Source organism: Metabacillus mesotrionivorans, from assembly GCF_052171315.1.
GTDB lineage: Bacteria > Bacillota > Bacilli > Bacillales > Bacillaceae > Bacillus_P.
The window spans coordinates 72,693-88,803 of sequence record NZ_JBQMFF010000001.1 but is presented as its reverse complement, the minus strand read 5'-3'; the positions used below and the strand labels follow the sequence as shown (position 1 = coordinate 88,803).

Genomic DNA, 16,111 nt, shown 5'->3' with positions numbered 1-16,111 from the left:
AATGAGTCAAAACAGCCAAACAAAAAAAACGATGCCTGCGCAGCATCAGGATGTGCAGCCAGGGCATGAAAATCAGATGCATCCAAAACCCGAGTTTGACAGCCATCAATACATAGGCAGCGGCAAGCTTTCGGATAAAACAGCGATCATCACAGGCTTGATTCAGGCATCGGGCGGTCGGTAGCCGTCCACTTTGCAAGAGAAGGCGCAAATGTTGTCATTTCCTATTTGGATGAACACGATGATGCGAATGAAACGAAACGCCTTGTTGAACAGGAAGGCAGACAGTGTCTGCTTATTCCGGGAGATATCGGAGATGAAGCATTTTGCGGACAGGTAGTAAACGAAACAGTCAGCAAGTTCGGCAGAATTGACATTCTTGTCAACAATGCGGCTGAGCAGCATCCGCAGGCCGGCATTGAGGAAATTACAAAAGAGCAGCTTGAACGCACATTCAAAACAAATATTTTCTCTTTCTTCTATATGACAAAAGCAGCCCTTCCCCACCTGAAACAGGGAAGCAGCATCATCAACACGTCATCCATAACAGCTTATGCAGGAAACGAACAGCTGATTGATTATTCAGCTACAAAAGGGGCTATTACGACGTTCACACGCTCCCTTTCCATGTCTCTTGTGAAAAAAGGCATCCGGGTAAACGGCGTAGCTCCGGGCCCAATCTGGACACCGCTCATCCCTTCAACGTTTGATGCAGAAAAAGTTTCAGAGTTCGGCGCCGACACGCCAATGGGACGCCCCGGACAGCCTGATGAGCTTGCGCCAAGCTACGTATTCCTCGCAAGCAGCGACTCAAGCTACATCACCGGACAGATGATTCATGTGAACGGTGGTAAAATCATTAACGGCTAAGAAGAAAAGCGGAATCGCCCGTTTAGCCCTGACAGGCAGAAAAGAAATCACCCGAAAAGTCCGGTTTTGACTTTTTGGGGGATTTTGTTCTGACGGAAGGGCTGGGCGATGGAGCTGGACACCACGAAAAGCGGAATCGCTCGTTTAGCTCCGGGAGTCAGATAAGGAAACAGCGGCAAAGGCGCTTTTTGCCTTTGGTGATGATTCCGTTCTGACAGAGGAGCTGAGCGATGGAGCTGGACAATGAAGAAAAGCGGAATCACCCATTTAGCCCTGACAGTAAGAAAATCTAATAAGTTTACCGCTGCAATAAAAGCCCGTATCAAAAACGGGCTTTTTTCGTGCTTTTAATTTATATATTCTTAAGAAAATGTGCATGTGACCTATACTATTAAGAAAACGCTTACATATACTGTATTAGGAAGGAGGGGATAATGATGGATCGATTAATTTTCTTATTCCTTGCAGCCATTCTTGCAGGCTTTGCTCTAGTTGAACTTCCGCTGGCCGGAACATTCCTTGCAAGCCTCGCACCGTTTACGACAGTCGTTGGCGTTTTAGCAATCTTAGTTTTTTCTTTCGTTTTAATTTTCCACGGCGTCAAAAGCTTATTTAATAAGTAGCTGATTTCAAGGCCGGAGATCCTTTTCTCCGGTCTTTTTTGTGCTGCTGGAAATGTCTTTGATGAGCTGAGTTCAGTAAGCAATAGATAAATAGGCTAACATAATTCTTCCTTCCGCATACCCTAAATTTGAGCAAGAGAAAAGCTCACGATTTCATGATTGGAGGAGACACAACCATGAGTAAAGATGGATGCGGCGGCGGATACAATAATGGATTCGCGCTAATTATCGTATTGTTTATTTTGCTGATTATCATCGGTGCTTCTTTTGTCGGCGGCGCTGGTTATGGTCCTGGACCTGGCTACTGCTAAAAACAAAAAAAACGGCCTGCAGTGCAGGCCGTTTTTTTAAATGAAACTTTACAGTGCGTTTGTTAAAACTTCTGTCAGGACAGGTACAATTTGTTTCTTGCGGGATACAACGCCTTTCAGCACCGCCATGTTATCAATAAGCTTTACATCGTATGCCTGTTCTACCGCGCGTGTTTCACGGCCAAGAGCAATGGCAACGGAATCATTGATCAGGATATCTGTTACGACAAATACGAACAAGTCCAATTCTTTTTCAGCGATAACCGCTGAAACCATCGCTTCGATTTCTTCTTTATGAACAAGAATGTCGTTAGGGTCTACCGCATTTACCTGTGCAATCTCCACTTTGTAATCGCCCATTGAGAATTCTTTTGCATCAAGAGAAATGAGTTCGGAAACTGTTTTGCCGCTGAGGTCAGCTCCTGCTTTCAGCATATCAAGTCCGTACACTTCTGCATCCACGCCGGCAATGGCTGCAAGTTCTTTCGCAGCTGCTACATCCTGCTCCGTGCATGTAGGTGATTTAAATAATAACGAATCAGAGATGATGGCAGACAGCATAAGTCCCGCAATTTCTTTTGGAATGCTCACGCCGTTCTCTTTGTAAATCTTGTTCAGGATTGTAGCTGTGCATCCGACAGGCTCCGCGCGGTAATAAAGCGGATCGCTTGTTTCAAAGTTTGCGATGCGGTGATGGTCAATAACCTCAAGTACGTGTACTTTTTCGATGTCACTGACACTTTGCTGGCGTTCGTTATGGTCGACTAAAATGACCTGGCTTGTCTCATTTGCAGCTGTTTCAATCAGTCTTGGAACGTCAACTCCAAATGTATTCAGAGCAAATTCTGTTTCGCCGTTGATTTCTCCGAGGCGGACAGGCTCTGCATTCATGCCTAGCTTTGTTTTAAGATCAGCATACGCAATTGCAGAGCAAATCGTATCTGTATCCGGGTTTTTATGACCAAAGATCAATACTTTTTCCATCTGAAAAACTCCTTTATTCTATCTGTTTTTGCTGAATCAGCATATATTCTTTTATTTTAACAGAAAAATGTCTTTAATGGATTGTTGTTTTTGATTTCAATGTCAGGCTGTTTGTATGATCATTGTAAATTCTAAATCGTACCCGTTCCCTTGCGCTCCAGTCACTTGCTTTCCGAGGGGAGTGCCTGAAGCTTCCTCGCTGCGCTGCGGGATCTTCAGTGCCCTCTTCATCCCCTTAGAAAAGCGGAAGCGCCCGTTTTGCTCCGGCAGTCAGATAAGAAATCACCCGAAAAGTCCGGTTTTGACTTTTTGGGGGATTTTGTTCTGACAGAGGAGTTGGGCGCTGCAGCTGGACAAGGAGTCAAGTGCCTTCCGCTTCAGTCCACTCGTGTTTTAAACATTCTCCAGTTTATTATGACCGCTTTCCGCCCTCTTTTTCAAGTCGAGGGGTTTATCTGCCGGCTGCTTTATTCACCGGGAAGTATCCCGCTTCTTTAAGCGGCTCGAGGTCTTCATCCTCTTCGGCCATTTCCGTGAAGATGAAGTCTTCATCAAGTTCATACAGGGCCTCAAGCTGTTCTGCGGCTTCTTCAAACCGTTTCATTGAGGCAAGATAGCAGGCTCTGTTATAAAGACAGAGAAGATCCTCAGGCTGGAGTGCGATTGCCGCTTCAACGGCTTCAAGAGCTTCTTTCAGCTTGAATTCATGTCTGTAAATGAGGCCGAGCTGATTGTAGTTGTCGTGGTCGTCAGGACTGATCATCATTGCCTGCCTGATGTTAGCTTCTGCCTGTCTGTACTTTTCCGCTTCCGTATAGAGTCTTGCAAGATGGAAATGTCCCTTTTCCACTTCCGGATCAATCTCCAAAGCCCGTTTAAACGCATCTTCTGCTTCCTCAAAATCTCCGAATTCAAGCAGGGCCATGCCAAGAAGAGTGTAATAATCTGCATCTTCTTCATCCTCAATCAGCGCTTCAAGCAGACCGCATGCCTCTGACAGGAAGCGCACGGCTTTCTTTTCACCCGCGATTGCCGCTTCTTGAATAAGAAGACCTGCAAGCTTATAGGCAGCAGCAGGATCAAATGCATGGCGAAGTGATTGCTGCAGCACTTTAATGGCATCCTCGTTAAGTCCAAGCTGGAGGTAACAATCAGCAAACCAATTGACCGCTGTCCCGTTCTCCCTGTCCAGTTTTACTGCCTCTTCGTAAAAATGGATAAGAAGCCCAAACTTTAAACTCGCTTTTGAGAAACCTGTAATCCGCTTCAGCCAGCCTCTTTGCTTTTCAGCATCTTCGAACGCTTCCTGCATATCGTTTAAGTGTCTTTCATAAGAAAGAGCCGCATGCATAAAAATGATGCTTTTTTCTTCATTAGAAACCTTCCATTTTTTCAGTTCTCCTTCAAGCTTTTGTATCGTCTTTGTTTCAATCATCAAATCAATCAGTGTGTCATAAAGCTTCCTTGTACCCGGATGATCATGGATCAGCTTGTACAGGAGAGCTTTTGCCTCTTTTGCTTTCCCGCGACTGATCAGAAATGCTGCATAATGATGCTGCACCTGCAATTGGTCCGGATCAAGTTCAAGAGCCTGCATGAGGTGCTGTTCCTCTTTCTCAGCTTCGCCGAGTTTTGCATAGACATGTGAGAGAGAATGGTGAAGGAATGCCTCTTCCACTGTTCCTTCAAGCTTCAATAGGTCCTGTTTAAAGGACTCTGCTTCTGCTTTTGTTTCCATTAAATCCAGCAGAACTTCTGCTGAAATACAGTAAGGATCAACATGGAAAGCGGACAGGAGATAGTCTTTTTCTGCAGTCTTATCTTCTCTGCGGTTTGCAACTGATGCAAGGTCGAGCATCGCCTGTTCATGTTTCGGATCCAGCTCGAGAACTTTTTTATAATGACGCTCCGCCTCCGCGTACTCTTCAAGCTTAAAGGCAGCCTCGCCAAGCCGGTAGAACGTGAAAACTTTTTCATCGCAGATTTCAGCAGCCTGCCGATATAATTTTCTTGCTTTAAAAAGTGAGCCCTGCTGTTCATGGAGGTAGCCCGAATAGGCTAAAATGGCCGATTCGCTTACCTTTTCTTTTAAACGTTCAAAAAAAGCAAGGCCTCTCCGGTAATACGGCGTTTCAGCAATCAAGCCTGTATAGATCTCCATTGCCTCTTCCACATTTTCGTCGGCAAAGGAGATTGCTTTTTCCATATAGGACAAAGCAAGTTCTTCGAAAGCCTCGCTTTCATCCATTTCGCTGCTTGCAGCAAACATCCGTTTCCCGGCGTTAAATAAAAACTCGCTGTCATGCTGAAATGCTTCATAATGCGACTGAATTTCTTTAAAGAAGCGGGCTGTATCCCCTTCTTCTTTGTAAAGAGCCGCCAGAGCAATCCGTGAAAATGCGTCCTTTTCATCAAGGGCAGCCGCCATGCTGTAAAGTTCCCTGGCCTGCTGATACTCTTCTCGATTCTCCCGGATACCGCCCGCTGCATGAAGAAGCTCTGTCTTGTCATCTGCTGTTTGAATTCCCTGTTCAAGAACGCCTAAAGCCTTCTCCTCATCCTTAAAAACGGAATCATAGAGGTCCGCAAGTTCAATAAATGCTTCTGCTTCAGCCGGATCCAGTGCAGCTGCGGTCCGGAATCCGCGGAGTGCCGCCCGGTATTTGCCAATGGCAAGGTCGCATCTGGCCCTCTGAAGCCAGACATATCCGTCATCTTTGTTCTCCCTCAGACACTCATGCAACAGGTCACGTGCTTCCTTCGGCCGGTCTGCTTCAAGAAGAAGAATGCCGTGATTGACGATCGTGAAAAGATCCAGGCTGTTAATATCCATCGCAATTTCAGAATACTTCAGCCCTTCGGCTAAATGGTTTCTGCTGAATGCTGACATCGACAGGTAGGTCCATAACACGTGGTCTTCAGGCTCTTTTTTCAGGGCTTCTTTAAAAGCCGCATAAGCTTCATCATACTTCCCCGAACCGTAGCTGATTCTGCCTTTTATCAACCAATAGACCCCCGGATAGTGGCTGGACTTGGTGCTTTTCAAATAGCTTTCTGCCTGTTCATTGTTTTTTGCGCTGTAATAGGCCATAGCGGCTGTAAGACTGTGGTATTCCGCCTGTTCTTTATGCTTTAAAATGACTTCTGCAGCAGCGTTTAAGATTTCTTCATCCACAACACCCGGCAAGTATTTCATGATATAGGCGGACACGGCCATGTGTCCGATATTCTCTTTCAGGAAATCCTGATCTTCACGGCTGAGTTCTTTATGAAAAATTTCGGTCAAAGCGAAAAGTTTTTCAGACATCTCATGTACGTGATCAGGCAAAAGGCCGGACAGGTCTGAGTGTCCCATTGGAGAAATGGCAAGCGATAACGCACCGTTGTTTCCAAATTCGCGCTGCAGATCTTCATACATCAGCTCGTGCGTATATCTGTTGTTTGGGTCCTGCACGTGAAAAACCTGAAGTCTGTCATCATACCCGACAATTAATTGCACATGGGACGCCGTAGGGTAATCAATATTAACCATAATGGCAATATCACGGTCAAGCAGCTCTTTAAATACCTCTTCGTTTCCAAAAAAATACGTGCACCGGAATTCTTTTTCTTTAAAATAAGCAATCATCTTAGAAAGCTTTGATCCGTTTACGGCAAAAATGGATTCGGCAATCTCATCCTGTTTGACGGTTTTCCCGTACATGCTGAAAACCATCTCTGCACAGGCAGGAACACAATAGTTGTACTTCTGCACGACCGGTTTATAAGCGGTATTTTTCTTTTTAAAGCTGCCTTCTTTTTTAAAATGCTTAAAATAGGACTTCTCTTTAAAATGGCTGTGTTTGTTTAAGTAAGATTCAAGAACATCAAAATCTTCTTCCCCGTAATGGGATTCGGCCGTGTAGTATTCGGTCATTTTCTTGTAATCGCGGTAAGGAGACAGCTCATTCAGCCGCTGAATCGTCTCCCGCATCTCTTTCCACTTCTTTTGCTTTGAACAAAGTCTGATTTTTTCAATAAGAAGTTTTGGGTAATCAGGGTACAGGGCAATCGCTTCGTCAAGCTCACGCTGTGCACGTTCAGCCTCCCCTTGAAGAGCCCAATGCTGAACGAGAAGTAAACGGGCAATCACACCGTCTTTCTTATCCTTCTTCCCCGCTTCAAGAAGCGAAACAGCCTTGTCCCAGTCGCCGCTTTGAAGGTAGTAATAGCCCCACCTTGTATTCATGCCGTCCTTCGCCAGCGCTTCACATTTTTTCATATACTCATAAGCTGCCCCAAGCCTTCTCATCTGCATAAGAACTGTCGCCATGGAAAAAGAGAGCTTTTCTCTCAGTTCCTCTGTCAGCTCCTGTTTCTCAACCTGAACAAGCAGCTCTTCTGCCTCAATCAGCTTGTGTTCATCCGCGAGCTGTTCGCTGTACCAGATGGCAGTCTGCGGAGAAGGAGCCGTCCGGTACATATCCCGAATCATAATGGAGCTCAGCTGATCCATCAGGCTTTCCTCTGCTGCAATCAGCAATTCCTTCATTTCCTTTTCATTGCTGCCGCAGCGGATAAAAGATTTGAAAGCTGTCAGACTATTTTCCGCTGCCATTTTCTGATACGCCTCTGAAAAGTGAGAAACTGCCGCCTTGTATTCTTGCTTTTCAAGCATTTCCTCTATGTAAGATAGATTCATTTTTACCCCTCGCCCGTTAGTTTGTAAAACGCTTTATAAGGTAACTATACTCTGTTCCGGGGCTTTTGCAATCCATTTTTTTATGCAAAAAAACCCGCATGAAAGCGGGTTTCGGCAGAAGGTATTCAGCTGATTTCGGATGCCATGACCTTGATGAAATCAGTCAGAAAATCCTGATAGTTAAAATTCAGTGCAATGGTATGTTTCGCGCCAGGCGGGGTGAGGTGATTACGGAAATCGGCAAAGCTCATTCCTCTTGCATCTCCCAAAACACAAACAGAAACGGTTTTTTTGACAGAATAAATTTTTTCCTGATTCATCATAAAGTAGATGGCAAAGGCGTCGTGGATCGATGGACCATTCTGGTGCGGCCTAAGCTTAGCATAAGCGTCTGAATAATAATTCGTTACAGACGGAATCAATGCTTTAAACGGATTTTTAGAAATGGAATCAATGTACGCGGCAGTCTCTCTCGTTACGATGGCCCGGTCCGTCACATTGAGGGGCGCGATATGGACACTTTTTGCATAGTTAAGGACAACATTTGCGGCGACAGGATCCCCGTGGTAATTTGCTTCAGCAAGCGCCGTGACATTTCCAGGCACAAAAAAGGCGCCGCCCATGCTGAAAATATCGTTCACCTGCTGCAGCCTTTCAAGGTTTAAATTGAAGGCATGGGCAAGCGATGTGGGCCTGCCGATATCGGCAATCGTCAGATCTGGGTGCTTTTCAATCAGTTCAAAAACATGGGAAAATCTTTTTAGATTCACCCGGATTCCTTTTGGAGGCCTGATCGGACCGAGGCCTTCCGCGCCGTGTATTTCAGGATAGTAGACAGACAATTCACCGCTTAACGGGAAGGTAGCCCCTTCAATGACCGGGATATCTTCTCTCCCTGCAAGTTTCAGCAGATAGGCAGTATTCTCTGTTGCCTGCTGCTTTGAGACATTGCCGAAACTTGTAACAACTCCAAGCAGTTTTATGTCAGGGTGCAGCAAAGCATAAATAATCGCAAGCGAGTCATCAATGCCGGGGTCGGCAAACAGCAGAAGTTTTCTCATGCATCAGTCACCTTTTTCCATTTGATAGTTCACTATATGAAGGAAAAGCCGTTTAGAGAATTCCTATTTTATCCAAAGGGTTTTTGGTGAACCGGGTGGTATATAGTTCTTAAATCATATTGGGAGTGAGAAAATGGAAGCACAGGTACCGCGCAGAGGGATGGCAGGTAAAAAGAAAGGAATTTGGATCGGAACGATAGGACTGCTGTTTTTGATTACTGGAGTCCTGATTTTTGTAAACCTTTACATAAGCAGAAGCCTCCCTGTCCTATCCGGAGAGGTTTCCGTTGCAGATCTTTCGGCAGAGGTAAAGGTCACAAGGGATAAGCATGGTGTTCCTCATATTCTCGCCGGATCAGATAAAGACCTTTATACAGCTCAGGGCTATGTTCAGGCCCAGGACAGACTTTTTCAAATGGATTTAAGCAGAAGGCAGGCATCCGGGACACTCAGCGAAGTCGTTGGGGAAGCAGCCATCGAAAGGGACAAGTTTTTCAGGACACTCGGACTTAGAAGAGCAGCTGAGGCGTCCTATCCAATTTACGACGAGACATCAAAAAAGGCGATGCAATGGTTTGCAGACGGTGTGAATGCCTTCATCAAAGAGGCTGAGGCTGAAGGAAAACTGCCGTTTGAATTCAGGATATTGGGCTACGAACCAGCTGAATGGACGCCTGCTGATTCCCTGACGATTGGGAAATATATGGCCTTTGACCTCGGCGGCCACTGGTCTGGACAGGCCTTCCGCTACTGGGCCATGGAAAACCTGCCGGAAGAAAAAGCACTGGACCTTTTCCCAACGTATCCAAAGAATGCAGATGAGATCATCTCCTCCTACAAAGATTCGGATTTAGATATTGAAACTGGATTTGCTTCTGCAGTTATCCCGCCGGAATTTAACGGAAGCAACAACTGGGTAATAAGCGGAGAAAAGAGTGAAAGCGGAAAACCGATGCTTGCAGACGATCCCCACCTTTCGCTCGGCACTCCGTCCATCTGGTATCAGATGCATCTGCAAAATGAGAACATGAATGTAAGCGGCGTTATTTTTGCGGGAGTTCCGGGGATTATTCTCGGTCATAACGAAGACATCGCATGGGGTGTGACAAATACCGGCCCTGATGTGCAGGATTTATATATCGAAAAACGCAATCCTGAAAACCCGAACCAATTTTTATACAACGGAAGCTATGAGGATGCCGCTGTCATAAAAGAACCGATTGCTGTAAAAGACGGAAAAACGATTGATTTTGAAGTAGTAGAAACGAGACACGGTCCGATCATTTCGGATTTTGCCCATGATTCAAAGAAAGACACAGCGCTTGCAATGAAATGGACGGCCCTTATGCCTTCAACCGAATTTCAGGCAGTTCTTTCGATGAATAAAGCGAAAAACTGGGATGAATTTGAGCGGGCACTTGCCGATTTTCACGTGCCGACTCAAAACTTTGTGTTTGCCGGCAAAGACGGAACGATTGCCTACAAAGCAAACGGGAAAATTCCGATCCGCAAAAAAGGTGACGGCATGCTGCCTGTTCCGGGATGGACAGATGAATACGAATGGGAAGGATTTATTCCATATGATGAGCTCCCGCGGACTGTTAACCCCGAGGAAGGATTTGCTGCCACCGCAAACAATAAAGTGATCGGCGATGACTACCCTTATCACATTAGCCATCACTGGGCGCAGCCGTACAGGTATATGAGAATAAAAGAAGTACTGGAGTCCAAAGAAAAGCTTTCCCTTCAGGATATGAAGGATCTTCAGATGGACAAGAAAAATCTGTATGCAGATGAATTTTTGAAGCCCCTTCTTGGACAGCTTGGAACTGCCGTTTTAAATGAAACCGAACAAGCAGCAGCGGACCTGCTTGGCAGCTGGAATATGACTGACGATCAAGAGCTTGCTGCACCCCTTTTGTTTCATTTATGGATGAAGCAGATTCCAGCCGTGCTGTTTGAAGATTCCATACCGGAGAAAATGGATGATTTATTTGAAGGGAAACAAGGAATCACGGATGAACTCTTAAGGCGGGCGCTGAATGGAGATGAATCTCAGTGGTTTACGGATCAAGGAGGATTCCAGCAGGTTCTTCTCACTTCTTTTCAGGATACAGTCAGTCTGATTCAAGAAAAATACGGCAATGATCCCGGCAGCTGGAAATGGGGAGAGTATCACCAGCTTTATTTCGCTCATCCGCTTTCTTCCGCTTCGCCTGTCCTGAAGTGGCTTTTTAACAGGGAAAATCCTGAGCCAGTGGGAGGCAGCCAGATTACAGTCCAGGCTGCTAACTATAACGAGGAAGGCACAGTGAATCACGGAGCTTCATGGCGGTTTGTCATCGATGCAGCTGATCTTGGCAAAGGCCACCATATTGTCGGACCAGGCCAGGCAGGGCATGTGAAGAGTGAATGGTATAAGGATCAGCTTGATGATTGGGTAAATGGAACCTATCACGTGACAGATATTAAAAAGGCTGAGGGGACAAAGACGCTCGTGCTTGTGCCGGGAGACTGAATACAGAAGATGAAACAAAAACGGCCTTGAAGGCCGTTTTTGTTTAGATTATCGTTGTTTTTTTGGCAGCAACGTATTCTCTGCATGATTGACGCTTCATCAGCTTATGCGGGATGATAATCCGCTTGATCGGGTCCATCGGATCTTCAACCAGCTGAATGACATGTTTGGAAGCTTCATAGCCTAATTGAAAAATATTGATATCAACGGTTGTAAGCGGTGGTCTTGACACTTCAGAAAGCATAACATTGTTGAATGATACGACAGAAACATCATTCGGAACGTTAATGCCCATATCATCAAGGGTGTTCAGCACACCGAGCGCCATCAGATCGTCTGCCACGACAAGAGCTGTTGGAGGCTCATCCAGGTTAAACAGTTCCTGAACGGCTGCCTGCCCGCCCTCTTTTAAAAACTGTGCGTGAATGATGTAATCATCACGGTAAACAAGGCCTGCGTTGCGTATCGCTTTTTCATATCCCAAAAGGCGCTCGACCGTTACGACAAGCTTGAGATTTCCCCCGATGAACGCCACCCGCTCATGGCCAAGCTGAATCAGATGCTCTGTGACTTCTTTCGCTGCACGGTAATTATCATTGTCTACATGCGTAATGTGCTCGACATCTTTAAATGGCTTGCCGACAATGACAAACGGGAATTTTTTTCTGAGAAGATATTTAGTCAGCTTATCGTCTACTTGAGAATACAGGAGAATGATGCCGTCTACCCGTTTCCCTTCAACCATTTGCACGACGCCCTCCATAATTTCAGCGTCCGTTTCACCCGTCGACATATGCAGAGCATAATGTTTTTGATGGGCTCCTTTGCTTATGCCGCGGATAACTTCAGGAAAGAATGGATTTAAGAACGCTTTGTCAGCAGATCCCGGAATCACGATGCCGATTGCCTGGGTTGACTGATTGGCAAGACTTCTGGCAATGAAATTGGGATGATACCCAAGCTCACTCATCGCTTCTCTAACTCTCTCTTTTGTTTTTTCACTTATACGCGGGTTATTAGCAATCACTCTCGAAACTGTTGATGGAGCTACATTTGCTAACTTTGCGACATCTTTTATTGTTGCCACAATCCCATCCCTCTCTTACTGGCATGATCGGAGATTTTCTTCTCCGGATAAGTATCATTTAATCTATCACGAATGCTTTAAAGCTACAATACTGTAACCGCATTCAAATCTTTTCTGTAAAAAGGGGAAAGATTTCCCCTTATGCTTTCTTCCTTCTGTTCCGGTACAAAAACCCTGCAAATAATGCGGGAACAGCTATAAATACACTGATCAGCGGAATATTCGGTCCTGTTTTTTCAACAGTCTCATAGATTTCAGCAGTCTCTCTGTCGAGAATAAATTCGTACTCACCGTTTTTCTCTTCGGTACTGTCCCCGGTTAAAAGCCCGTTCAGTTCTTTACCTTCAGAGAGAGCATCAGCCGGAACAACAGCCGTTCTTGATTCTTCGGTATTGTTTACGGCAACCACCGTTGTTTCACCTTTGTATGTCCGCTTGAAAATGGTCATGCCCTTTTCATCAAACAGCACTTCCATCTCTCCTCTTCTGAGAGAAGGAAATTCATTTCGGACCTTTCCAAGCTTTGAAACATACTTAATCAATTCATCATTTGCACGAAAATTCATCATTCTGCGATTATCCGGATCATTGCCTCCGTCCATCGCAATTTCAGTTCCGTAATACACAATTGGCATACCCGGTGCTGCATACATATAGGTCAGCGCCATTTTTATCCGGGTAACCGGATTCTGTTTATTGACAAGAGCTTTTCTCGTAAATCGTTCATTATCATGATTATCAATAAAATTGCCTAAGACAAATGGATCCTTGTACAGAACCTGATTTCTTTTAAACACATTTGCAAGCATTCCTGCAGTGCCTCCTGTATTGGAAAACACTTTTGAAGCATCCTCATAAAACGGATAGTCTACAACCGAATCAAGTCCGGCTTCTGTATATCCCGCAACATACTTCGGATCCTTGTCCCAAACCTCTCCCATTAAAAAGAAGTCGCTTTTGACCGATTTTACTTCCCTGGAAAACTCTTCCCAGAATGCTTTCGGGACATGACGTACTGTATCCAGGCGGTAGCCGTCAATATCAGTTTCTGTGATCCACCATTTTGCAGCATCAATCAGAAACGCTTTCGTTTCCGGATTTTCCGTATTCAGATCAGGCAGACCGAAGAGCCAGCCATTTTCTACTTCCTCTTGATTTTGCCAGTTTGCAATATCCTTTTTTTCATGAAACCAGTCTTTTTTGGCCGGATCATTTACCCACGGATGCTTATAGCCGGTATGATTGACTACAAAATCGAGCATCACTTTCATGTCGCGCTTATGCGCTTCTTTTACGAGCGTCTTAAACTCTTCAAGTGTTCCAAAGTTTTCATCTACGTTCTTGAAATCACGGATCCAGTAGCCATGGTATCCGCCTTCTTCATTATCAAACACAGGAGTCAGCCAGATGGACGTAAAGCCCATTTCCTGAATGTAATCAAGCTTGTCAATGATTCCTTTCAGGTCCCCTCCGTGATAGGCTTTCGGATTTTTCGGATCTGCTTCAAAATCATTGGACGTGTCGCCATTATGGAAGCGGTCCACCATGATAAAATACATGCTTTCATCCTGCCAAGAACGATTTTCCTCCTTCTTTTCAGCACCGGCATGAGACGCCGGGAATGCTGATAGAAGAAGAAAAGGGATGACTAGTCCTTTAATAAACCGTTTAAACATCCCTATGCCCCCCTTACTGCGTAATAGCTGCCCGGAACCGGACAGCTTTACACATAAGACTATTAAACTGTTAAGGCGATTTCAATATGAAATCGTTCTCCTGCTTATCCTTTATTTGCTCCTGCAGTCAGTCCTTCAACAATATACTTCTGGAAGATCAGGAACAAAATTGTAATCGGCACGGCTACAAGAACAGCTCCTGCTGCAAATGTCGTGAACTGCGTGCTCGTTCTGCCTGTAACAAATTCGAACAATCCGACAGCAAGTGTTTTGTTTTCATTTGAACGAAGAATCAATCGGGCAAAGATGAAGTCCATCCAAGGGCCGATAAAGTTATTTACAGCGATAAAAACAAGAATCGGTTTAGAAAGCGGCATCATGATTTTAAAGAAAATCGTTGTATGGCTCGCTCCGTCAATCTTCGCTGCCTCTTCAAGACTTCTTGGCAGACCGTCAAAGTAACCTTTAACCAGCCATGCACCAAACGGAATGGATCCGCCGGCGTAAACAAGAATCAGACCCCAGTGATTGTCCAAAAGGCCAATTTGAAGCAGAAGAATGTATATGGCGATCATCCCCATGAAGCTTGGGAACATCTGAAGAACGAGCATGGCCATAAGACCCTGCTTGCGTCCCGGGAAACGGAAGCGGGAAAATGCATATGCTGCCGTTACAACAAGGAATGTTGAAATGAGCATGTTGAAAAAGGCAATTTTAAATGTGTTTTTATACCAGGTCAGATACTTTGTTTCTTCAAACAGATAGCGGTAATGATCCAGTGTAAGCGCCTCTGGAATCAGCTTTGTTTTGAAAAGAGAATCCCCTGGATTCAGTGACCCTATAATAATGAAATATACAGGATAAAGCACTGCAATAGCTGTTAGGATTAAAATGGCATATATAACGCCTACGACGAGTTTATCAGTTAGTTTTTTGTTCATCATGACATCATATCCTCTTCCTTGAAGGCTTTTGTTTTTCTGAAGTTCCAGATAGAAAGAGTTGCTACTACGATAAAGATGAGGATGGATACAACAGAAGCTGTAGCAAACTGGCTCTGCTCAAGCGTCATTTTGTAAATCCAGCTGATCAGGATATCTGTAGAGCCGGCATAGCTGTATTCAACATTTACAGGATTACCCTGCGTTAATAGATAAATAATGTTGAAGTTATTGAAGTTTCCTGCAAAGCTCATGATAAGCAGCGGAGCCGTCGAGAACATGACGATCGGCATAGTGATTTTCCAGAACTTGCTCCATGGAGTTGCTCCGTCAACATCTGCCGCTTCAAACATTTCTTTATCAATTGTAGTCATGACACCGCTCATCAGAACCATCCAGAACGGGAATCCAAACCACATGTTAACTGTGACAAGCGTCACTTTTGCCCACATCGGATCAGAAAGCCATGGAATCGCTTCAAGACCAAGTGCTCTTAAGTATTGATTCAGCGGACCGAATTCTCCGTTAAAGATGTTTCTCATAATCAAAATGCTGACAAACTGCGGGATAGCCCATGGCAGAATGTAGATCGAGCGCCATAAGCGCTTAAGTTTAATTCCTTTATGGTTGATTAGAACAGCAAACACAAGACCAAGGAAGAAGGTTGTTGCTGTAGAAAGAATCGCCCATATTACCGTCCATCCGAATACGCCGTAGAACGTTGTGCTCCATGTCTTCAGCTGGAAAAGGTTAAGGAATGTATCAAAGCCTACCCAGTCAACAAGCGCCTTTGGCGGCAAGTGGTTTGGACCTGAGTAGTTTGTAAAAGCAATCATAACTCCAAAAAGGAGCGGAAGAATGGTAAGGAACATTGTAAATAGTATAGAAGGTGTTAACAGAATGTAAGGGAATCCGTTCTCCCATACGTTGGCAAGCGTTTGCTTAGTTGTGTTAGGCTTAATGCCGCGTTCGCGTGCTTTACCGACTTTATAGGCATCGCGCACGTTCAAGTAGTAAACCCACAGGAACAAAATGAATGAAATTAAGAAGATAATTCCTTCGATCATCAGGAAGATTGAGTGATCGCCCTGAACAACTTCGAATCCATTTCTTGACTGAGGTGTGTCTCCAAGAGTTGTCAGACCCCACATTGCATATCTGAAAGGCAGTGACCAAAAAACGAGAAGATAAACTTCCAAAAGGATAAAAAGGATACCCTTTAAATATTGACGGTGGTAAATCTGTCCAAGCCCCATTAATAAAAGCGATAGTAATGCACCTATTCTTGCTGGTCCGCGCATTATGCCAGGCCTCCTCACGTTGTATGAAAATCTAGTAAATTGAGAAAACTTCTTTGAAA

The 16,111-nt window shown here is 44.9% G+C and carries 10 protein-coding genes and 1 pseudogene; 4 read left to right on the top strand and 7 right to left on the bottom strand.

Annotation, left to right across the window (positions count from 1 at the left end):
* The first annotated feature begins 1 nt into the window (after window position 1).
* The 3 genes and pseudogenes from ACTSEZ_RS00350 (at window position 2) to ACTSEZ_RS00340 (ending at window position 1,804) form a co-directional block, all read left to right on the top strand.
* Window positions 2-870: pseudogene (locus ACTSEZ_RS00350) on the top strand (SDR family oxidoreductase).
* A 437-nt stretch (window positions 871-1,307) separates the two neighbouring features.
* Entirely contained in the window at window positions 1,308-1,493 is a 186-nt protein-coding gene (locus tag ACTSEZ_RS00345; protein WP_029282716.1) for a hypothetical protein, read from the top strand.
* A gap of 176 nt (window positions 1,494-1,669) precedes the next feature.
* The gene (locus tag ACTSEZ_RS00340; RefSeq protein ID WP_081870098.1) at window positions 1,670-1,804 is read left to right on the top strand and encodes a YjcZ family sporulation protein; all 135 of its coding nucleotides are present in this window, start codon (window positions 1,670-1,672) and stop codon (window positions 1,802-1,804) included.
* Between the two features lie 48 nt (window positions 1,805-1,852).
* On the opposite strand, the gene ACTSEZ_RS00335 is transcribed toward ACTSEZ_RS00340, so the two are convergent.
* The 3 genes from ACTSEZ_RS00335 to ACTSEZ_RS00325 form a co-directional block, all read right to left on the bottom strand.
* A complete protein-coding gene (locus tag ACTSEZ_RS00335; RefSeq protein WP_369732178.1) occupies window positions 1,853-2,788 on the bottom strand; it encodes a manganese-dependent inorganic pyrophosphatase in 936 nt (311 codons plus the stop codon).
* A gap of 451 nt (window positions 2,789-3,239) precedes the next feature.
* Complete coding sequence (locus tag ACTSEZ_RS00330; protein ID WP_369732177.1) at window positions 3,240-7,469, bottom strand: tetratricopeptide repeat protein; 4,230 nt, start codon at window positions 7,467-7,469, stop codon at window positions 3,240-3,242.
* Window positions 7,470-7,594: 125 nt separating this feature from the next.
* A complete protein-coding gene (locus ACTSEZ_RS00325) occupies window positions 7,595-8,530 on the bottom strand; it encodes a nucleoside hydrolase (RefSeq protein WP_369732176.1) in 936 nt (311 codons plus the stop codon).
* A 133-nt stretch (window positions 8,531-8,663) separates the two neighbouring features.
* Here ACTSEZ_RS00325 and ACTSEZ_RS00320 point away from each other — a divergent pair, with 133 nt between their 5' ends.
* On the top strand, window positions 8,664-11,048 hold the full coding sequence (locus ACTSEZ_RS00320; RefSeq protein WP_369732175.1) for a penicillin acylase family protein: 2,385 nt from the start codon (window positions 8,664-8,666) through the stop codon (window positions 11,046-11,048).
* 43 nt (window positions 11,049-11,091) lie between these two features.
* Here the strand turns inward: ACTSEZ_RS00320 and ACTSEZ_RS00315 are convergent, their stop codons facing one another.
* The 4 genes from ACTSEZ_RS00315 to ACTSEZ_RS00300 all read right to left on the bottom strand — a co-directional run bounded on the left by ACTSEZ_RS00315 (window position 11,092) and on the right by ACTSEZ_RS00300 (window position 16,052).
* A complete protein-coding gene (locus ACTSEZ_RS00315) occupies window positions 11,092-12,138 on the bottom strand; it encodes a LacI family DNA-binding transcriptional regulator (protein WP_369733049.1) in 1,047 nt (348 codons plus the stop codon).
* 136 nt (window positions 12,139-12,274) lie between these two features.
* Window positions 12,275-13,810 (bottom strand): alpha-amylase family glycosyl hydrolase, encoded by a 1,536-nt coding sequence (locus ACTSEZ_RS00310; protein ID WP_369732174.1) that lies wholly within the window; start codon window positions 13,808-13,810, stop codon window positions 12,275-12,277.
* A 104-nt stretch (window positions 13,811-13,914) separates the two neighbouring features.
* Window positions 13,915-14,751: a sugar ABC transporter permease gene (locus ACTSEZ_RS00305; protein WP_029283838.1), complete on the bottom strand. Its 837-nt coding sequence runs from the start codon at window positions 14,749-14,751 to the stop codon at window positions 13,915-13,917.
* Complete coding sequence (locus tag ACTSEZ_RS00300; RefSeq protein ID WP_369732173.1) at window positions 14,751-16,052, bottom strand: carbohydrate ABC transporter permease; 1,302 nt, start codon at window positions 16,050-16,052, stop codon at window positions 14,751-14,753. The genes ACTSEZ_RS00305 and ACTSEZ_RS00300 overlap by 1 nt, the downstream gene beginning before the upstream one ends.
* Window positions 16,053-16,111: the final 59 nt, after the last annotated feature.